This is a genomic window from Pseudomonas gebzensis (assembly GCF_034427815.1).
Classification (GTDB): Bacteria; Pseudomonadota; Gammaproteobacteria; order Pseudomonadales; family Pseudomonadaceae; genus Aquipseudomonas.
The window spans coordinates 510,585-528,707 of sequence record NZ_JAXQNS010000002.1; the positions used below are offsets into that span (position 1 = coordinate 510,585).

At 63.6% G+C, this 18,123-nt stretch carries 17 protein-coding genes; 4 read left to right on the forward strand and 13 right to left on the reverse strand.

The features are described 5' to 3' along the window. Positions 1 to 8 precede the first annotated feature (8 nt). Positions 9 to 2,099, reverse strand: coding sequence for a TonB-dependent receptor family protein (locus SJI00_RS06345; protein ID WP_322460878.1), 2,091 nt, complete (start codon positions 2,097 to 2,099; stop codon positions 9 to 11). Between the two features lie 228 nt (positions 2,100 to 2,327). Here SJI00_RS06345 and SJI00_RS06350 point away from each other — a divergent pair, with 228 nt between their 5' ends. The 3 genes from SJI00_RS06350 to SJI00_RS06360 are packed head-to-tail and all read left to right on the forward strand — an operon-like array spanning position 2,328 to position 3,325. Beyond that, positions 2,328 to 2,597: a helix-turn-helix domain-containing protein gene (locus SJI00_RS06350; protein ID WP_322460879.1), complete on the forward strand. Its 270-nt coding sequence runs from the start codon at positions 2,328 to 2,330 to the stop codon at positions 2,595 to 2,597. Next, on the forward strand, positions 2,587 to 2,958 hold the full coding sequence (locus tag SJI00_RS06355; RefSeq protein ID WP_322460880.1) for a head completion/stabilization protein: 372 nt from the start codon (positions 2,587 to 2,589) through the stop codon (positions 2,956 to 2,958). The genes SJI00_RS06350 and SJI00_RS06355 overlap by 11 nt, the downstream gene beginning before the upstream one ends. Continuing rightward, on the forward strand, positions 2,951 to 3,325 hold the full coding sequence (locus tag SJI00_RS06360; RefSeq protein ID WP_322460881.1) for a hypothetical protein: 375 nt from the start codon (positions 2,951 to 2,953) through the stop codon (positions 3,323 to 3,325). The genes SJI00_RS06355 and SJI00_RS06360 overlap by 8 nt, the downstream gene beginning before the upstream one ends. Positions 3,326 to 3,398: 73 nt before the next feature. Here the strand turns inward: SJI00_RS06360 and SJI00_RS06365 are convergent, their stop codons facing one another. Continuing rightward, positions 3,399 to 3,788 carry a helix-turn-helix domain-containing protein gene (locus SJI00_RS06365; RefSeq protein WP_322460882.1) on the reverse strand — a complete coding sequence of 130 codons (390 nt, stop codon included), beginning with the start codon at positions 3,786 to 3,788 and terminating at the stop codon, positions 3,399 to 3,401. Between the two features lie 203 nt (positions 3,789 to 3,991). Between SJI00_RS06365 and SJI00_RS06370 the strand changes: the two genes are divergently transcribed. Further along, positions 3,992 to 4,258: an Ogr/Delta-like zinc finger protein gene (locus SJI00_RS06370; protein WP_322460883.1), complete on the forward strand. Its 267-nt coding sequence runs from the start codon at positions 3,992 to 3,994 to the stop codon at positions 4,256 to 4,258. 58 nt (positions 4,259 to 4,316) lie between these two features. Here the strand turns inward: SJI00_RS06370 and nuoN are convergent, their stop codons facing one another. The 11 genes from nuoN to nuoC form a co-directional block, all read right to left on the reverse strand. After that, positions 4,317 to 5,786: an NADH-quinone oxidoreductase subunit NuoN gene (gene nuoN, locus SJI00_RS06375; protein WP_322460884.1), complete on the reverse strand. Its 1,470-nt coding sequence runs from the start codon at positions 5,784 to 5,786 to the stop codon at positions 4,317 to 4,319. Positions 5,787 to 5,793: 7 nt separating this feature from the next. Then, a complete protein-coding gene (gene nuoM, locus SJI00_RS06380; RefSeq protein ID WP_322460885.1) occupies positions 5,794 to 7,326 on the reverse strand; it encodes an NADH-quinone oxidoreductase subunit M in 1,533 nt (510 codons plus the stop codon). A 49-nt stretch (positions 7,327 to 7,375) separates the two neighbouring features. Further along, positions 7,376 to 9,229: an NADH-quinone oxidoreductase subunit L gene (nuoL, locus tag SJI00_RS06385; protein WP_322460886.1), complete on the reverse strand. Its 1,854-nt coding sequence runs from the start codon at positions 9,227 to 9,229 to the stop codon at positions 7,376 to 7,378. Then, on the reverse strand, positions 9,226 to 9,534 hold the full coding sequence (gene nuoK, locus SJI00_RS06390) for an NADH-quinone oxidoreductase subunit NuoK (protein ID WP_322460887.1): 309 nt from the start codon (positions 9,532 to 9,534) through the stop codon (positions 9,226 to 9,228). Before nuoK ends, nuoL begins: the two co-directional genes overlap by 4 nt. 3 nt (positions 9,535 to 9,537) lie before the next feature. Then, on the reverse strand, positions 9,538 to 10,038 hold the full coding sequence (nuoJ, locus tag SJI00_RS06395; protein ID WP_322460888.1) for an NADH-quinone oxidoreductase subunit J: 501 nt from the start codon (positions 10,036 to 10,038) through the stop codon (positions 9,538 to 9,540). Between the two features lie 10 nt (positions 10,039 to 10,048). Then, positions 10,049 to 10,597 (reverse strand): NADH-quinone oxidoreductase subunit NuoI, encoded by a 549-nt coding sequence (gene nuoI / locus SJI00_RS06400; protein WP_312934302.1) that lies wholly within the window; start codon positions 10,595 to 10,597, stop codon positions 10,049 to 10,051. An 11-nt stretch (positions 10,598 to 10,608) separates the two neighbouring features. Beyond that, positions 10,609 to 11,616 carry an NADH-quinone oxidoreductase subunit NuoH gene (gene nuoH / locus SJI00_RS06405; RefSeq protein WP_322460889.1) on the reverse strand — a complete coding sequence of 336 codons (1,008 nt, stop codon included), beginning with the start codon at positions 11,614 to 11,616 and terminating at the stop codon, positions 10,609 to 10,611. After that, positions 11,613 to 14,327: an NADH-quinone oxidoreductase subunit NuoG gene (gene nuoG / locus SJI00_RS06410; protein WP_322460890.1), complete on the reverse strand. Its 2,715-nt coding sequence runs from the start codon at positions 14,325 to 14,327 to the stop codon at positions 11,613 to 11,615. Before nuoG ends, nuoH begins: the two co-directional genes overlap by 4 nt. Positions 14,328 to 14,459: 132 nt before the next feature. After that, complete coding sequence (nuoF, locus tag SJI00_RS06415; protein ID WP_322460891.1) at positions 14,460 to 15,839, reverse strand: NADH-quinone oxidoreductase subunit NuoF; 1,380 nt, start codon at positions 15,837 to 15,839, stop codon at positions 14,460 to 14,462. After that, the gene (gene nuoE / locus SJI00_RS06420; RefSeq protein WP_322460892.1) at positions 15,836 to 16,333 is read right to left on the reverse strand and encodes an NADH-quinone oxidoreductase subunit NuoE; all 498 of its coding nucleotides are present in this window, start codon (positions 16,331 to 16,333) and stop codon (positions 15,836 to 15,838) included. Before nuoE ends, nuoF begins: the two co-directional genes overlap by 4 nt. A gap of 2 nt (positions 16,334 to 16,335) precedes the next feature. Next, positions 16,336 to 18,117 carry an NADH-quinone oxidoreductase subunit C/D gene (nuoC, locus tag SJI00_RS06425; RefSeq protein ID WP_322460893.1) on the reverse strand — a complete coding sequence of 594 codons (1,782 nt, stop codon included), beginning with the start codon at positions 18,115 to 18,117 and terminating at the stop codon, positions 16,336 to 16,338. Positions 18,118 to 18,123: the final 6 nt, after the last annotated feature.

Genomic DNA, 18,123 nt, shown 5'->3' on the forward strand with positions numbered 1-18,123 from the left:
CTTTTTGTTTACTGGAAGCTATACGACACCCCGACATAGGCGGCGCGACCTTCACCGGGTGTCGCGCGCGCAATGTCCTGGCCCTTGTCGTCAAAGCCGGGCGTGACGGTGGCTGCATAGCGTTTATCACCAAGATTGCGCAGGTCGAGCCAGGTCTGCCAGTCCTGCTTGGGCGAATTCCAGCCCAGACGCGCGCCGAAGGTGGCATAGCCATTGGCGTGCTGGCTGTTGGCGTAATCGACCTGCACCTTCGAGGCAAGGTGGGTATTGGCCGCAGCGTAGAGGCCGCTCGGCCAGTCGTAGCGCAGCTCGCCCTGGTAATAGTGCACCGGCAGGCCTGGCAAACGGGTGCTGCCAAAGCGCGGGTCGTTGCGGTAATGGAAGTCGCTGTAGGTATAGGCCTGACGCAGGCCGAGCCGACCGCCATCGCGCGCTTGCCAGAGGGTGCTGTCGAGGCCTGTTTCAAGGCCTTGATGGACCGTCGGGCTGGCGTTGAACTCCGCCGTGCTGATGTTCGGCACCCACTCGACGGCCAGTAGCTCGTGGCGCACGCGCGCGTAGTACCAGGCCAGATCCCAGCGGCCCAGGCGTGAATCGCCGCGCGCGCCGAGTTCCAGCGTGGTGGCCGTCTGGTTCTGCATCTCGATTGGCTGGATCTGCCCACCGGCCACCGCCGGCGAACTCCAGATCAACGCCCACGGGTGCGGCGGTTCGACCGAGCGGCTGAGGTTGGCGTAGACCTGCAGGTCAGGGTCCATGTCATACCGCAGACCAATGCGCGGGGCGTAGTCCCAGTCATGCTGGCTGACCTTACCGCCCTGCGCCGGGTAGCTGACGTCGCTCTCGCGGCGGGTGTAGAGCATGGCCAGACCCGTGGTCAGCCACAGGTCGTCGATCAGCTCGAGGTCGTTGCTGGCGTGCAGCACGGTGTCTGAACCCTGGTAGCTGAAGTCACGCGTGCGTGTGCCGACCGGGCGCATGCCGTTGGCAGGCTCGGGCACCCGGACGAACTCGGACGCGCCGGTGTTGGGCAGGTGTTTGCTGGTGCGCCAGCCGAGGCGGGTCTTGCTCTCATGCCCGGCGAGGGTGTCGCGGCGGTGATAATCCAGCGTGCCGCTGACGTCGCTGTAGGCCACTTTCAGGCGGTTGGGGCCTTCGCGCAGGTCCATGGGGAAGTCGTGGTAGACCAGTCCGGCGACCAGGCTGGAATCGTCATCAAACGTGTAGGTGGTCTTGTTCGCCAGCCAGGTGCTGCCCGGTTGCGGGCGGCTGGCGTCACGGCGCAGGTAGACCGGATTGGCGGCGCGCGGGTCGTGACGGATCTGTTCCTGGGTGAGGCGGCCGGCCAGGTCGTTGTCGGTTTCGCGGTAGCGCAGGTAGAAGCGAGTGTCCAGGTTCGCGTTGAAGCGGTAGCCAAGGTTGGCCGCCACGCCTTTGGCGCGGCCACTGCTGTGGGTCTGGTAACCGTCGTACTGCATGTCGGTCAGGGCTAGGTAATAGTCCAGATCGCCGAGCACCTGGCCCGAGCTGATCTGGCGATGGCTGTAGCCATGGCTGCCGACTTCATAGCGCACCTGCAAGGGCGCCGCGTCAAAGCCGGTGTGAGTGATATAATTGATCGCGCCGCCCAAGGCCAGTGCGCCGTACTGCATGCCATTGGCTCCGCGCAGTACCTCAACCCGGTTCAGCCACAGCGGCTCCAGCAACTCATAGGGCGTACCACCGGGGCCGGTCAGCGGCAGGCCGTCGAACATGGCGTACACCCCTGAGCCATGGGCGCCTGGCGCGCGGTTGATGCCAGAGCCACGAATCGACAGCTTGATGCCCTCATTGCCCGCTGACTGGGCAAACACGCCCGGTTGATAAGCCAGCACATCTTGATTGCTCGACACCCGCCCTTGGTCGACCTGCTGCAGGTCGATCAGGTTGCTGGCGCCGGGCTGGGCCTGCAGGCGCGCGGCGGCGCGCTCGGTTTCGCTGCTCGATTCGCTGATGACCACTTGGCCCAGCTCCACAGGTGCGGGATCGGTGGCGCTGGCGGCGGCGGGCAGCAGGGCCAGAACGCCCAGGCAGCGGGCGAAGGGTAGGGCGGGACGCATCGAGCTACTCCAATCGGTAAGCACACGGGCAATCGCGTTGAGACGCACGCAGCAGGCTGCAAAGCACGACTTTCTTCATTCGCGTGCGGCGTTACCCTCAGGAAACGCGTTTGTCGCCGCGCGCTTTACAAGTGCAGTGCCTGGAGGCAGCAGCAGCCCCTTCGTAAGGTGAAGCCTTCGCCACCCCCGGGTTGCCGGGAAAGGCCTACATGCTTGCGGAGCCCCACCATGTACACAGCTCACACCATCACACTTGACCGGCAAGACCCTTCGAACATTCGCCTCACCCCCCGAGAGCAGCAAGTGCTGCTGTGGTGCGCCTACGGCAAGACCTCCTGGGAGATCGGGCAGATCCTGGGGTGCAAGGAGTCCACGGTGAATTTCCACGTGGGCAATCTGCTGCGCAAGTTCGAAGTCGAAACGCGTGTAGCTGCAGTCATCAAGGCCATTCGCTACGACCTGCTGTGTGACCCTGAGGAGATGAAGGATGAACGCTGAAGCAGGCGATCCGGCGACGTGCACGGCGCCGGTGGCGCGTTACGCCGACAGCCACGATCCGTTCTGGCCACGCATCGACTTGCAGACGTTACGCAGTCATTTGGGCCTGGATGAGTCGGTCACCGATGCACAACTGCAACTGGCCGCGCGCAGCGCGGCCATCACCGCCGCGCGGGAGTTCGCCCAATGGCGGCGGGTGCTGCGCGACCGCGGCTTCAAGCGCCTGGAGGACATCGACACGCATGCGCCTGGACGAGCCTTGTCGCGTTGCTACCGGGAATGCCTGGAACGCGCGACGCGTTCTGCACTGACCTACACCCTGCATGCGCACACCATGACGCCGGAGGTGTTCGATGATTGACGATTCGCTGATCCAGGCGTGCAGGCAGGCCATCGCACAGTGTATGGGCTTGGATGTGCAAGTGCTGTATGGCGCGACGTTGGGTGCACTGCTCGTCAGCCTGGCACGTGGGCGCATGAAGGTATGGCTGATGCTCGGCGCCGGCGCGCGTCGCTCTGTGCGCAAGAGCGTGGTGCTGATGGTGCTCAGTACTGGAGTGGGATGCTTGTTCGAGCCCCTGATCGTCAGCCTGGCGCCGATGTTGGAGGGCGGTATGGCGGCGTTCTCGGCGGCGGTGGTGGTCATCCCGATCAGCTTGAAAATCATGGTGTGGCTGGACGGTCTGGACCTGCAAGAGCTGCTACAGCGCTGGAAGCGGCGCAGTTGACGCGCGGCGACAGACTGGGGTGGCTAGACCGCCGTGTCACCGCGTATCCACAGGCCTCAGCGCTGTACCGCCATCAGTTGCTCACCGCCATCAGTTGCTCGTTGAGGGTCTGGACTTGCTGTTCCAATTGCCGCAAACGCTGCTTGTCCTTCACCTGCATCAAGATGGCTTCGCGGTCGGGCAGGGTAAGGGTACGCAGTTGCGCAAGCAGGCGAGCCTCCCAGTCATCAAGCGTGCTGGGTACGCGCTGTGGTTCGCCTTCGCCTAGCAGCAACCAGTCGAGTGAGCAGGCATAGGTGCGCGCAATATCTACGCAAAGTGCGTATGGAACGCTGTCGCGGACTTTCCAACTGCTTAAGGTCTGTGGGCTGATCTGCAAAGTCCTGGATAGCTGAGCATCGCTTTGCGCACAGGTCAGCAGCTTCAAGCGGGTGAGTACAAGACTCAAAGGGGTGCTACTCATAATGAATATCCATGACTAGTTAACGATCTTTTCTGAGCGTAAACTACTCGTTACAAATACTGGTCTTATGATTGATTGAGAACTTCTAGCATGAGCGTCGACAACATGAAATTTACCCTCATAGTAGTTGAGAATTCTGACACACATTGCGGATTTTACTTACATCCTCGGCGACTAGAAGCAGTCACCTCCTGGAGCTGGCTGTGAGCGGCTACAAGTTGGTCTGCCCGCATTGCAACAGTCGGATGCGCATCCGCACCAGCGAAGGCAAACACGTCTTTCTGCGCATCGCCTATCTTCAGTGCACGGCTGAAGCCTGTGGTTGGTCGGTACGCGCCGAGTTCGAGATGACCCACGAGCTTTCGCCCAGTGGCATGCCCAACCCCGAGGTCAATCTGCCCAAGGCTGACCGCGAGCTGCGCCGGGCGGCGTTGGTCAAGGACGCGGACGGCGAAGCGGCACAGGCGTGATTCCCGAAAACAAAACACCCCGCCAAGGCGGGGTGTTTTTATGTCGGCAGTTGGGCTATCAGCCGAGCAGTGGCAGACCCGCCTGCTGTACCAGATCGATTAACGGTTGCGGGTAGACACCCAGCACGAACGCCAGGATGGCGATGGCCAGCAGCATCACGCCGCCGGTGCGCTGTTCCCACTTCAGCGGGGCATCGTGACGACGCAGATTAGGCTCGGCCAGGTACAGCGTCACCATCACGCGCAGGTAGTAATACACACCGATGGCGCTACCGACCACCAACGCACCCACCAGCCACCACAGCTGCGATTGCACGCCGGTGGCGATGATGTAGAACTTGCCGATGAAGCCCGCCGTGAGCGGAATACCGGCCAGCGACAGCATCATCACGGTCAGCACGGCAGTCAAGTACGGACGACGCCAGAACAGCCCGCGGTACTCATACAGCGCATCGGCATCGCGCCCTGCGTAGGGCGAAGACATCAGGGTGATGACGCCGAATGCGCCCAGGCTGGTGATCACGTAGGTGACCAGGTACACGCCCATCGCTTCCATGGCCAGGCCCTTGCTCGCTACCAGGGCGATCAGCAGGTAACCAAAGTGCGCGATGGAGGAGTAACCCAACAGACGCTTGAGGTTGCTCTGGGTCAGCGCCAGCAGGTTGCCGACCAGGATCGAGGCGACGGCAATGACTGCCAGTACGGTGCTGAGCACGCCACTGCTGGCCGCCGGCGAGAGCATGAACAGGCGTACCACCACGGCGAACACCGCCACCTTGCTGGCCGTTGCCAAGAACGCCGCCACCGGCGCCGGGGCGCCTTCGTAGACGTCCGGGGTCCACAGGTGGAACGGCACCAGCGACAGCTTGAAGGCCAGGCCCACCAGCATCATGCCCAGGCCCAGTTGCGCCAGCAGGCTCGGCATGCCGGTGCTGGCCAGGGCCTTGCCGATACCCGCGAAGCTCAGGCTGCCGGCGTCGGCATACAGCAGCGCCATGCCGAACAGCAGGAACGCAGAGCCGGCTGCCGAGAGCACCATGTACTTGATGCCGGCTTCCAGCGAACGCTTGTTGAAGAAGGCGTAAGCCACCAGGCCGTACACCGGCACCGAGAGCAGCTCCAGGCCGATGAACAGCCCGGCCAGGTGGTTGGCGCTGACCAGCACCAGGCCGCCCAGAGCCGACATCAGCAGCAGCAGATAGAGCTCTTCGCGATTACCGGGGTAGCCGGTGGCGCCTTCACCCAGGTAGGCGTGGGCCAGGGTCACGCAGGCCAGCGTCGCCACCAGCATCAAGGCCATGTACAAACAGGCGAAGTAGTCGATGGTGATCAGGCCGGTCACTGCCAACGGGGCGACTTTCATGGCCGGGATGATCGACAGCAGGGCCAGGTTCAGGCCGATGGTAGACAGCAGGAAGGTTTGTGAGTGGTTGCGCTTCCAGGCGATCGCCAGCATCACCACGACCGTGGTGATCGTGGTGATGAGCATCGGCGCCAGTGCGATGAAGTGTTGTGTGGTGAATTCCATAGCGCTCTTACCGGGCCGAAGCGAGTTGAGTGAAAGCGGAACCGAGCCACTGCTGCACACCACTCATGGTGGCGGCAGAAGTGTCGAGGAACGGCTGCGGGTACACGCCCAGCACGATCAGCAGGACCGCCAGGCCCAGCACCATGGTCAGCTCGCGGCCGTCCATGCCGGCCAGCACGGTATCGCCCTTGGACGGACCGAAGTAGGCGCGGTGAATCATGATCAGCGAGTACACAGAGCCAAACACCAGACCGGTCGTGGCAATCACGGTGAACCATGGGGCAGTGGCGAAGCTGCCGATCAGGATCAGGAACTCACCGACGAAGTTGCCAGTGCCCGGCAGGCCCAGGGATGCCGCTGCGAAGAACAGGCTGATGGCCGGCAGGTAAGCGATGCGGTGCCACAGCCCGCCCATCTGGCGCATGTCCCGGGTGTGCAGGCGCTCGTAGAGCTGGCCGCTGAGGATGAACAACGCTGCCGCCGAAACGCCGTGGGCGAGCATCTGGATCACGGCGCCTTGCAGCGCTTGCTGGCTGCCCGAATAGATACCGATCAGCACAAAGCCCATGTGCGACACGCTGGAAAACGCGATCAGGCGCTTGATGTCGGTCTGTGCGAAGGCCAGGAAGGCGCCGTAGAAGATACCGATCAAGCCGAGGGTCATGGCAATCGGCGCGAACTCTGCCGAGGCGTTGGGGAACAGCGGCAGGGCAAAGCGCAGCAGGCCATAGGCGGCCGTCTTCAACAGGATACCGGCCAGGTCCACTGAACCTGCCGTCGGCGCCTGTGCGTGCGCATCGGGCAGCCAGGAGTGGAACGGCACGACTGGCAGTTTCACCGCAAAGGCAATGAAGAAGCCCAGCATCAGCAGGTATTCAACACCAGGTGGCAGCTCGGCCTTGAGCAGGTCGCTGTAGTTGAAGGTCAGCACGCCGGTGGTGTTGTAGTTGAACAGCACCAGGCCCAGGATCGCCACCAGCATGATCAGGCCGCTGGCCTGGGTGAAGATGAAGAACTTGGTTGCCGCATAGATGCGCGTCTTCTTGCCGTCTGCCGAGCTGTGACCCCAGAGCGCGATGAGGAAGTACATCGGCACCAGCATCATTTCCCAGAAGAAGAAGAACAGGAACAGGTCCAGGGCCAGGAACACCCCGACCACGCCGCCCAGGATCCACATCAGGTTGAGGTGGAAGAAGCCGACGTGGGCCTGGATCTCTTTCCAGGAGCACAGCACCGAGAGCACGCCGAGCAAGCCGGTCAGCAGGATCATCAGCAGCGACAGGCCATCCAGGGCCAGGTGCACACTGATGCCAAAGCGCTGGATCCACTGGACCTTGAATTCCAGGGCCCAGGCCGGTTCAGCACCCGGGGCAGGGGCGAGGGTGTAGTCGCCGGTTGCCCACAGCCACAGGCCGATGCCGAGCAACAGGGACATGGTCAGCAGCGCGATCCAGCGCGGCAGGGTGGCGCCGAAGCGCTCAGCCAGCCAGCACAGGAGGCCGCCGATGAAGGGAATCAGGATCAGCCAAGGCAAAATCATGACGGGTTCGTTTCCTTTCGCAGAGTCGCAAGGTTCGCAAGATTCAGGGTCATACCGCTGCCACCACGACAGCGCCAAGCACCAGCACGGCGCCCAGGGCGATGGAGGCGGTGTACCAGCGCAGCTGGCCGGTCTCGGTCTTGCTCATGGCTACGTGGCCGCCGCGCGCCAGGCGCGGTATCGCGCCGATGGTGCGGTCAACCGGATCTTTGCGCAGCACGTGGCTGATCCACAGGTACGGCTTGACGAACAGCTTGTCGTACAGCCAGTCGAAGCCCCACGCCGCATACCACCAGGCCGAGAAGAAGCGGCCGATGCCGCTGTTGGCCACCGCCGTGACGAAGCGACGCTTGCCCAAGAACAGCATGGCCGCCAGCAGGATACCGGCGATGGCAATGGCGCCCGAGGCGATTTCCAGGCTGTGTTGCGCCTCGCCACCGGCATGCCCTGCGCTTTCTGGCAGCACGCCAGCCAGCGGCGGGTGAATCCAGGCGCCGATGAAGGTCGACAGCACGATCAGCACACCCAGCGGCAAGCCGTGGGCCAGGCCGTGGCCGGCGTGGGCCTCGGTCTTGGCTTCGCCATGGAAGGCGATGAAGATCAGGCGGAAGGTGTACAGCGAGGTCATGAACGCGCCCAGCAGGCCGGCATACAGCAGGCCGCTGTTACCGCTGGCGAACGCTTCCCAGAGGATTTCGTCCTTGGAATAGAAGCCCACGGTGATGATCGGCAAGGCCGCCAGGGCCGCGCCACCGACCAGGAAGCTGGCATAGGCCAACGGCAGCTTTTTCCACAGGCCGCCCATCTTGAAGATGTTCTGCTCGTGGTGGCAGGCATTGATCACCGAACCCGAGGCAAGGAACAGCAGGGCCTTGAAGAAGGCGTGGGTCATCAGGTGGAAGATCGCTGCTTGCCAGGCACCCACACCCAACGCCAGGAACATGTAGCCGATCTGGCTCATGGTCGAGTAGGCGAGGATGCGCTTGATGTCGGTCTGTACCAACGCGGCGAAGCCAGCCAGCACCAGCGTCACGCCGCCGACCACGCCCACCAGGTGGAGGATGTCCGGGGCCAGCAGGAACAAACCGTTGGTACGGGCGATCAAGTATACGCCAGCGGTGACCATGGTCGCGGCGTGGATCAGTGCCGAGACCGGGGTCGGGCCTGCCATCGCGTCGGCCAGCCAGGTCTGCAGCGGCAGCTGCGCCGACTTACCGACCGCACCACCGAGCAGCATCAGCGTGGCCAGCACCATCCAGGTATCGCCGGCCTGGAATTTCTGCGGCGCCAGCACCAGCAGTTCCTGCACGTTCAGCGTGCCCAGCTGGGCGAACAGAATGAACAGGCCGATGGCCATGAACACGTCGCCGATGCGGGTCACGATGAACGCCTTCAGTGCAGCGTTGCCGTTGTTGCGGTTGCTGTAGTAGAAGCCGATCAGCAGGTACGAGCACAGGCCCACGCCTTCCCAGCCGAAGTAGATGAACAGCAGGTTATCGCCCAGGATCAGGAACAGCATGCTGGCGATGAACAGGTTGGTGTACGAGAAGAACCGCGAATAGCCGGTATCGCCGCGCATGTACCAGGAAGCGAACAAGTGGATCAGGAAGCCCACCCCGGTGACCACACCCAGCATGGTGACCGACAGGCCATCCAGGTACAGGGTGAAGCTCGGCGCGAAGCCGTCCACCGACATCCATTGCCACAGCAGCTGGCTGTACGCACCGCCTTCGGGCGGCGCGACGTTGAACTGCCAGATCACGTAAGCGGCCACGGCCGCCGAGAGGCCGACCGAGCCGACGCCGATCACGGCAGACAGATTCTCGGAGAACCGCCCGCGCGAGAACGACAGCAGCAAAAAGCCGATCAGGGGAAAGACGAAAGTCAGGAAGAGAAGGTTCATCCGCGCATCTCACTGGCAGCATCGATGTCGAGAGTGTGGAAGCGGCGATACAGCTGCAGCAGGATCGCCAGGCCAATACTGGCCTCGGCCGCTGCCAGGCTGATCACCAGAATGAACATCACCTGACCGTCGGGCTGTACCCAGCGCGCGCCGGCGACGATGAACGCCAAGGCAGAGGCGTTCATCATGACTTCCAGGCTCATGAGCACGAAGAGAATGTTGCGCCGGACCATAAGGCCGACCAGACCTAAGCAGAACAGGATGCCGGCGACTGCCAGACCATGCTCCATCGGGATAGCACCCATGATTTACTCCTTCGCCTCGTTGCGGCCCAGGTGGAAGGCGGTGACCGCCGCAGCCAGCAGCAGCATCGAGGCAAGCTCGACCACCAGCAAGTAAGGACCGAACAGGCTGACGCCCACGGCTTTTGCATCGACCGTGGTGCCGCTGATGCCGGCACCGCTCGGGCTCACGAAGAGCACGTACAGCAACTCGGCCAGCAGCAGGCCGCCAAGCAGCACGGGGCCGGCCCAGATGCCCGGCGTCAGCCAGCCACGTTCCTGGGCGACCGAGGCGGGGCCGAGGTTGAGCATCATCACCACGAAGACGAACAGCACCATGATGGCGCCGGCGTAGGCGATCACTTCCAGTGCGCCTGCGAACGGCGCGCCGAGGGCGAAGAAGATCATCGCCACCGAGATCAGCGAAATGATCAGGTACAGCAGCGCATGCACAGGATTGGTCCCGGTCACCACCCGAAGGGTGGAGACCACGGCGATCCCGGATGCGAAGTAGAACGCGAATTCCATCTTTCTGTCCTTATGGGAGCAAGCTCTTCACGTTGATCGGCTCGGCTTCGTTCTGCGCGGCGCCTTTAGGCTTGCCTGCAATCGCCATCCCGGCAACACGGTAGAAGTTGTAGTCAGGGTTCTTGCCGGGGCCGGAGATCAGCAGATCTTCCTTTTCGTAGACCAGGTCCTGACGTTTGAACTCGGCCATCTCGAAATCCGGCGTGAGCTGGATTGCGGTGGTCGGGCACGCTTCCTCGCACAGGCCGCAGAAGATGCAGCGTGAGAAGTTGATGCGGAAGAAATCCGGGTACCAGCGGCCGTCTTCGGTCTCGGCTTTCTGCAACGAGATGCAGCCGACCGGGCAGGCCACGGCGCAAAGGTTGCAGGCAACGCAACGCTCTTCGCCATCCGGGTCACGGGTGAGCACGATGCGCCCGCGGTAGCGCGGCGGCAGGTACACGGCTTCTTCGGGGTACTGCAGGGTGTCGCGCTTGCGAAACCCGTGGGAGAACACCATCGCCAGGCTGCGCAGCTGGGTGCCGGTGCCTTTCACGATGTGGCCGATATATTTGAACATGGGTCAAATCCTCACTGGGCCGCGACGGCTGGCGTGTTGTAAAGCACGATCGCAGCGGTCACCAGCAAATTGATCAGGGTCAGCGGCAGGCAGAATTTCCAGCTGAAATCCATCACCTGGTCATAGCGCGGGCGTGGGATCGAGGCGCGCAGCAGAATGAACAGCATGATGAAGAACGCGGTCTTCAGCGCGAACCACAGGAACGGCACCTGCGGCAGCAGATCGAACGGGCCATGCCAGCCACCGAAGAACAGGGTCACCAGCAGCGCCGACACCAGGATGATGCCGATGTATTCACCGACGAAGAACATGCCCCATTTCATGCCGGCATATTCGATGTGGTAGCCGTCGGCCAGTTCCTGTTCCGCTTCCGGTTGGTCGAAGGGGTGACGGTGGGTGACCGCGACGCCTGCGATGAAGAAGGTACAGAAGCCGAAGAACTGCGGAATGATGAACCACAGGTTCTGCGCCTGGTACTCGACGATGTCGCGCATGTTGAACGAGCCCACCTGCACCACCACGCCCATCAGCGCCAGGCCCAGGAACACCTCGTACGACACGGTCTGCGCCGAGGCGCGCAGCGCGCCGAGCAGGGCATATTTGTTGTTCGACGACCAGCCGGCGAAGAGCACGGCGTACACCGACAGCCCGGCCATGGCGAAGAAGAACAGCAGGCCGATGTTCAGGTCGGCCACGCCCCACAGCGGGGTGATCGGAATCACCGCAAAGGCGATCAGCAGTGCACTCATGGCCACGACCGGCGCCAGGGTGAAGATGAACCGGTCAACGAAGGGCGGGTTCCAGTCTTCCTTGAAGAACATCTTCAGCATGTCGGCAGCGATCTGGAACATGCCGAAGGGGCCGACGCGGTTCGGACCGTAACGGTCCTGCCACCAGCCCAGCAAGCGGCGCTCGACGAAGCTCAGCAGCGCACCGCATACCACCACCGCCAGCAGCACCACGATGGCGCGCACGACGCTGAGGATCACATCGATCACTTCAGGGGTGAACCAACTCATTGTGCTGCCTCCTGCAGGCCTTCGACGGTGGCACCGAAGATGGCGGGCGGAATGCCGGCCAGGCCTTTCGGCAGCGCGACCAGGCCTGCGCCCAGCGCTTCATGGATACGCAGCGGCAGACGCAGCGGCACGCCGGCAACGCTCAGGCTGAGCAGCGCACCTTCGTTGACGCCGAGGCGGTCGGCTTCGGACTTGGCCAGGGCCACGTAGGCTTCGGGGATGCGCGATTGCACTGGGGCCGCGCGCGAAGAGTTTTCCTCGCTGCCAAACAGATGGAACAGCGGCACCGCTGTCCAGGTGCCACGGGCCGGATTGTAGGCACCCGGGATGGCGCTGAACCAGTTCAGACGATCACCCTGGGTTTCGATCAGGCGCACGCCGGGGTCACCGGCACGCAAGTGCCCACCGACTTCGTCCTGGAACTTGTTCCAGGCCTGCGGCGAGTTCCAGCCCGGTGACCAGGCGAACGGCACCTGTTGGCGCGGCTCGGCCGACCCGGAGTAGCCTTCCATGGAGAAGGCAAAGGCGGTGTCCTTGTCTTGCGGGGTGCGCGGCTCGTGCACGCTGATGTCGGCGCGCATGGCGGTACGGCCCGAATAGCGCAGCGGCTCACGGGCCAGCTTCATGCCCTTGATGCGGAAGGCTGCGCTTGGCGCGGCGTCGACGATGCCGGCCAGTTGCGGAGTGACCTGGGCGCAAGCCTGGGTGACGTGGTCCAGTTGCGTCCAGTCCACCGGCGTGTTCAGCAGGGTTGCGCGCAGGGCATGCAGCCAGCGCCAGCCTTCGTGGATCTTGATGCTGCTGTCCAGGTACTGCGGGTCGAACACCTGGAAGAAGCGCTGGGCGCGGCCTTCCAGGCTGACCAGGGTGCCGTCGCCTTCGGCGAACGAAGCGGCCGGCAGCACCAGGTGCGCGCGGTCGCTGGTCGGGGTCTTGCTGTGGTCGGCGACGATCACCACCTTGGCAGCGGCCAAGGCTGCATCGACCTTGGCGGCCGGCAGGCGGGCGTACAGGTCGTTTTCCAGGATCACCATGGCGTCGGCCTTGCCGCTGATCACGGCATCCAGCGCGGCATCGGCGCTGTCGCCACCGAACATGGCCAGGCCCAGGCTGTTGGCCTCGGGCACCACCAGGCTCAGCGAGCCATTTTTTTCACGCAGCTTCAGCGCCTTGGCGATGTTGGCGGCGGCTTCGATCAGTGCAGGCTCGGCCAGCGAGGTGCCGGCGATCACCAGCGGGCGCTGGGCCGCGACCAGTGCATCGGCGATGCGCTGGGCCAGGGCGCTGGCTTCGTCGTCGAGGTTGGCCACGGCCGGAGCGCTCGGGTCGATGGCATGGGCGACGGCGAAGCCGATGCGCGCCAGGTCAACCGGCGCGGCGTGTACGCATTCCTCGGCGACATCGTCGAGTTTGGTGTCGGTCAGCGAGGCGATGAACAGCGGATACAGCGCGTGCTGGCCGATGTTCTTCACCGCCGCATCGAGCCACGGCTGTACTTTCATGCCTTCGGCCATGGCCTGGGCTTTGCCTTTGGTGGCCTGGCGCACCGAGAGGGCGACACGCGCGGCCGTCTGGGTGAGGTCTTCACCGAGCACGAACACCGCGTCGTGGCTTTCGATGTCGCGCAGGGTCGGCACGGGCAGCGGGCTGTTGTTCAGCACCTCGAGCGCCAGGCGCACGCGTTCGAGCTCGGCGGCTTCGATCCCGGAGTGGAAGTACTCGGCACCGACCAGCTCGCGCAGGCCATAGTTGCTTTCCAGACTGGCACGCGGCGAGCCGATACCGACGATGGTACGTCCGCGCAGCAGGTCAGCCGCGTGGTCGAGCGCGGCGTCGAGTGACAGCGTGGTGCCGTCGGCCAGGCGTGGCTGGCGCGGGCGGTCCGTGCGGTTGACGTAGCCATAGCCGAAACGGCCACGGTCACACAGGAAATACTGGTTCACCGAACCGTTGAAACGGTTCTCGATGCGTCGCAGCTCGCCGTAGCGCTCGCCGGGGCTGATGTTGCAGCCGCTGGAGCACCCGTGGCAGATGCTCGGGGCGAACTGCATGTCCCATTTACGGTTGTAGCGCTCGGAGTGGGTCTTGTCCGTGAATACACCCGTCGGGCAGACCTCGGTGAGGTTGCCGGAGAACTCGCTTTCCAGCACGCCATCTTCGACGCGGCCGAAATAGACGTTGTCATGCGCGCCATACACGCCCAGGTCGGTGCCGCCGGCGTAGTCCTTGTAGTAGCGCACGCAGCGGTAGCAAGCGATGCAGCGGTTCATCTCGTGGGCGACGAACGGGCCGAGGTCCTGGTTCTGGTGGGTGCGCTTGGTGAAGCGGTAGCGGCGCTCGTTGTGACCGGTCATTACGGTCATGTCTTGCAAGTGGCAGTGACCGCCTTCCTCGCACACGGGGCAGTCGTGCGGGTGGTTGGTCATCAGCCATTCGACGACGCTGGCGCGGAAGGCCTTGGATTCCTCGTCTTCGATGGAGATCCAGCTGCCGTCGGAGGCGGGAGTCATGCAGGACATGACGATCCGACCACGGGTGTCGTTCTCGTCGGTGTACTGTTTGACTGCACACTGCCGGCAGGCGCCGACGCTACCAAGCGCCGGGTGCCAGCAGAAATAAGGGATGTCGAGGCCAAGCGACAGACAGGCCTGTAACAGGTTGTCTGCACCGTTGACTTCGAGCGCTTTGCCGTCTACGTGGATAGTGGCCATGGTTCAAAGTTCTTCGTTGGCCCGCGTGAGCAGGCGTGGCTAATGGAAATCGGTTTGCCGCGGGCCTTCCACGAACGGTTCGGGTCGGCCAGTGGGCAGGCGGACGACCGGGGTCAGCCGCCGTTCATCTTGTTATGCGCCGACCACGACCGGACCTGCCGGCAGTGGTTTGGCGAGATTCGGGCTCAAGGTGGCGCCTGGCGCAGCAGGGGCGACACCGGCCTCGAACTCCGAGCGGAAGTACTTGATGGCACTGCCCAGCGGCTCGACGGCACCCGGTGCGTGGGCGCAGAAGGTCCGGCCTGGGCCGAGGAAATTGACCAGCCCGAGCAGCGTCTCGATGTCCTGAGCGCTGCCTTGACCGCGCTCCAGAGCGCGCAGCATTTTCACGCTCCAGGGCAGGCCGTCGCGGCAGGGGGTGCACCAGCCGCAGGACTCACGGGCGAAGAACTCTTCCATGTTGCGCAGCAGGGACACCATGTTGACGGTGTGGTCCACGGCCATGGCCAGGCCCGTCCCCATGCGCGTGCCGACCTTGGCGATGCCGCCGGCGTACATCTGCGCTTCGAGGTGTTCGGGCAACAGGAAACCGGTGCCGGCCCCGCCTGGCTGCCAGCACTTGAGCGTGAAGCCATCGCGCATGCCGCCGGCGTAGTCTTCGAACAGCTCGCGGGCGGTGACGCCGAACGGCAGTTCCCACAGGCCGGGGTTCTTCACCTTGCCGGAGAAGCCCATCAGCTTGGTACCGTGGTCTTCGCTGCCTTCGCGGGCCAGCGCCTTGTACCAATCGTTACCGTTGGCGACGATGGCCGGCACGTTGCACAAGGTCTCGACGTTGTTCACGCACGTAGGTTTGCCCCATACGCCGACGGCGGCAGGGAAGGGCGGCTTGGAGCGTGGGTTGGCGCGGCGGCCTTCGAGGGAGTTGATCAGCGCGGTTTCTTCACCGCAGATGTAGCGGCCGGCGCCGGTGTGCACCATCAGCTCGAAGTCGAAACCCGAGCCCAGGATGTTCTTGCCGAGCAAGCCGGCGGCCTTGGCTTCATCGATGGCGCGGTTGAGGTTCTTCGCCGCCGTGGTGTATTCCCCACGCAGGAAGATGTAGCCGCGGTAGGCCTTGAGCGCACGCGCGCTGATCAGCATGCCCTCGATCAGCAGATGGGGCTGTTGCTCCATCAGCATGCGGTCTTTCCAGGTGTTGGGCTCCATCTCGTCCGCGTTGCACAGCAGGTAGCGGATGTTCATGGATTCGTCTTTGGGCATCAGGCCCCACTTCACCCCAGTGGGGAAGCCCGCGCCGCCCCGGCCCTTGAGCCCGGAATCCTTGACGTTCTGCACGATCTCGTCGGGCGACAGTTGCGCCAGCGCGGTGCGCGCAGCGGCATAGCCGTTCTTGCTCTGGTACTCGCTGAGCCACACCGGCTCGCCGTCGTCACGCAGGCGCCAGGTCAGTGGGTGGGTCTCGGCGCTGCGCGCAATGCGGTTGGCCGGGCCGAAGGAAGTGATGGTCATGCGTAACCCTCCAGCAGCTTGTTGACGCCAGCAGGCTGCACGTCGCCAAAGGTCTCGTCGTCGATCATCAGCGCCGGGGCCTTGTCGCAGTTGCCCAGGCAGCACACTGGCAGCAGGGTGAAGCGCCCATCGCTGGTGGTCTGACCCAGGCCGATGCCCAGTTCGCTCTGAATCTGGCTGACGACCGATTCATGGCCGCCGATGTAGCAGACCATGCTGTCGCAGACGCGAATGATGTGGCGACCGACCGGCTGGCGGAAGATCTGGCTGTAGAAGGTGGCCACACCCTCGACGTCGCTGGCCGGAATGCCGAGCACCTCGCCGATGGCATGAATGGCGCCGTCCGGCACCCAGCCACGGGCCTTCTGCACGATTTTCAGGGCCTCGATGGACGCCGCGCGCGGGTCTTCGTAGTGGTGCATCTCGTGCTCGATGGCCGAGCGCTCGGCTTCGCTCAGGGCGAAGCGGTCAGTCTGGATAAGCGTGTTGTTCATGCTTAGCGGTCCACGTCAGCCATAACGAAGTCGATACTGCCCAGATACGCGATGAGGTCGGCGACCATGCTGCCTTTGATCACCGAAGGGATCTGCTGCAGGTGCGGGTAGCTCGGGGTGCGGATACGGGTGCGGTAGCTCATGGTGCCGCCATCGCTCGTCAGGTAGTAACTGTTGATGCCCTTGGTCGCTTCGATCATCTGGAACGACTCGTTGGCCGGCATGACCGGGCCCCACGACACTTGCAGGAAGTGCGTGATCAGGGTCTCGATATGCTGCAAGGTGCGCTCTTTTGGCGGCGGCGTGGTCAGCGGGTGGTCCGCCTTGTACGGGCCTTCGGGCATGTTGCGCATGCACTGGTCGATGATGCGGATGCTCTGGCGCATCTCTTCCACGCGCACCATGCAGCGGTCATAGGCGTCGCCGTTGTGCGCCAGCGGCACTTCGAACTCGAAGTTCTCATAGCCCGAGTACGGGCGCGCTTTACGCAGGTCGAAGTCGCAGCCCGTGGAGCGCAGGCCGGCACCGGTAGTGCCCCACTCAAGCGCTTCCTTGGTGTTGTAGGCGGCGACGCCGATAGTACGGCCCTTGAGGATGCTGTTCTGCAGCGCGGCCTTGGTGTATTCGTCGAGGCGCTTGGGCAGCCAGTCGACGAAGTCCTTGACCAGTTTTTCCCAGCCCCGTGGCAGGTCGTGGGCCACACCGCCGATACGGTACCAGGCCGGGTGCAGGCGGAAACCGGTGATGGCTTCGATCACGGTGTAGGCGCGTTGACGGTCGGTGAAGGTGAAGAACACCGGGGTCATGGCGCCAACGTCCTGGATGTAGGTGCCCAGGAACAGCAAGTGGCTGGTGATGCGGAAGAATTCGGCGAGCATGATGCGAATCACGTCGACTTTCTGCGGCACCTGGATCCCGGCCAGCTTCTCGACCGCCAGTACGTACGGCAGGTTGTTCATCACCCCGCCGAGGTAGTCGATGCGGTCGGTGTAGGGAATGAAGCTGTGCCAGGACTGACGCTCGGCCATCTTCTCGGCACCACGGTGGTGGTAACCGATGTCGGGTACGCAGTCGACGATTTCTTCACCGTCCAGCTGCAGGACGATACGAAACGCGCCGTGGGCGGAGGGGTGGTTAGGGCCCAGGTTGAGGAACATGTAGTCCTCGTTGGCGCCCTGACGCTTCATGCCCCAGGCTTCCGGGTTGAAGCGCGCCGACTCTTCTTCGAGCTGCTGCTTGGCCAGGGTCAGGCTATAGGGGTCGAACTCGGTGGCGCGGGCAGGGTAGTCCTTGCGCAGTGGGTGGCCTTCCCAGGTCGGCGGCATCATGATGCGGCTCAGGTGCGGGTGGCCGGCGAAATCAATGCCGAACATGTCCCACACTTCACGCTCGTACCAGTTGGCGTTGGGCCAGATGCTGGTGACCGTGGGCAGGTTCAGGTCGCCTTCGCTGAGCGAGACCTTGATCATCACGTCGCTGTTACGTTCGATCGACATCAGGTGGTAGAACACGCTGAAGTCAGCTGCTGGCAAACCGCGGCGCTGGGTGCGCAGGCGCTCGTCGACGCCGTGCAGGTCGTAGAGCATGCTGTAGGGCTTGGCCACGCCGCGCAGGAAGCTCAACACTTCCTTGAGCTGAGCGCGCTTGACCCACAGCACCGGCATGCCGGTGCGGGTTTCCTGGGCGACGAAGGCGTCGGCCCCGAAACGGTTGTGCAGTTCGACGACCACATCTTGGTCGTCAGCCTTGTAAGGCGGAATATAAATAGCGGTGTCCGCTGTCATGGTCTC

Coding starts and splice junctions, on each gene's coding strand:
- SJI00_RS06345 (WP_322460878.1), bottom strand. CDS start 2,099: ATGCGTCCCGCCCTACCCTTCGCCCGCTGCCTGGGCGTTCTGGCCCTG.
- SJI00_RS06350 (WP_322460879.1), top strand. CDS start 2,328: ATGTACACAGCTCACACCATCACACTTGACCGGCAAGACCCTTCGAAC.
- SJI00_RS06355 (WP_322460880.1), top strand. CDS start 2,587: ATGAACGCTGAAGCAGGCGATCCGGCGACGTGCACGGCGCCGGTGGCG.
- SJI00_RS06360 (WP_322460881.1), top strand. CDS start 2,951: ATGATTGACGATTCGCTGATCCAGGCGTGCAGGCAGGCCATCGCACAG.
- SJI00_RS06365 (WP_322460882.1), bottom strand. CDS start 3,788: ATGAGTAGCACCCCTTTGAGTCTTGTACTCACCCGCTTGAAGCTGCTG.
- nuoN (WP_322460884.1), bottom strand. CDS start 5,786: ATGGAATTCACCACACAACACTTCATCGCACTGGCGCCGATGCTCATC.
- nuoM (WP_322460885.1), bottom strand. CDS start 7,326: ATGATTTTGCCTTGGCTGATCCTGATTCCCTTCATCGGCGGCCTCCTG.
- nuoL (WP_322460886.1), bottom strand. CDS start 9,229: ATGAACCTTCTCTTCCTGACTTTCGTCTTTCCCCTGATCGGCTTTTTG.
- nuoK (WP_322460887.1), bottom strand. CDS start 9,534: ATGGGTGCTATCCCGATGGAGCATGGTCTGGCAGTCGCCGGCATCCTG.
- nuoJ (WP_322460888.1), bottom strand. CDS start 10,038: ATGGAATTCGCGTTCTACTTCGCATCCGGGATCGCCGTGGTCTCCACC.
- nuoI (WP_312934302.1), bottom strand. CDS start 10,597: ATGTTCAAATATATCGGCCACATCGTGAAAGGCACCGGCACCCAGCTG.
- nuoH (WP_322460889.1), bottom strand. CDS start 11,616: ATGAGTTGGTTCACCCCTGAAGTGATCGATGTGATCCTCAGCGTCGTG.
- nuoG (WP_322460890.1), bottom strand. CDS start 14,327: ATGGCCACTATCCACGTAGACGGCAAAGCGCTCGAAGTCAACGGTGCA.
- nuoF (WP_322460891.1), bottom strand. CDS start 15,839: ATGACCATCACTTCCTTCGGCCCGGCCAACCGCATTGCGCGCAGCGCC.
- nuoE (WP_322460892.1), bottom strand. CDS start 16,333: ATGAACAACACGCTTATCCAGACTGACCGCTTCGCCCTGAGCGAAGCC.
- nuoC (WP_322460893.1), bottom strand. CDS start 18,117: ATGACAGCGGACACCGCTATTTATATTCCGCCTTACAAGGCTGACGAC.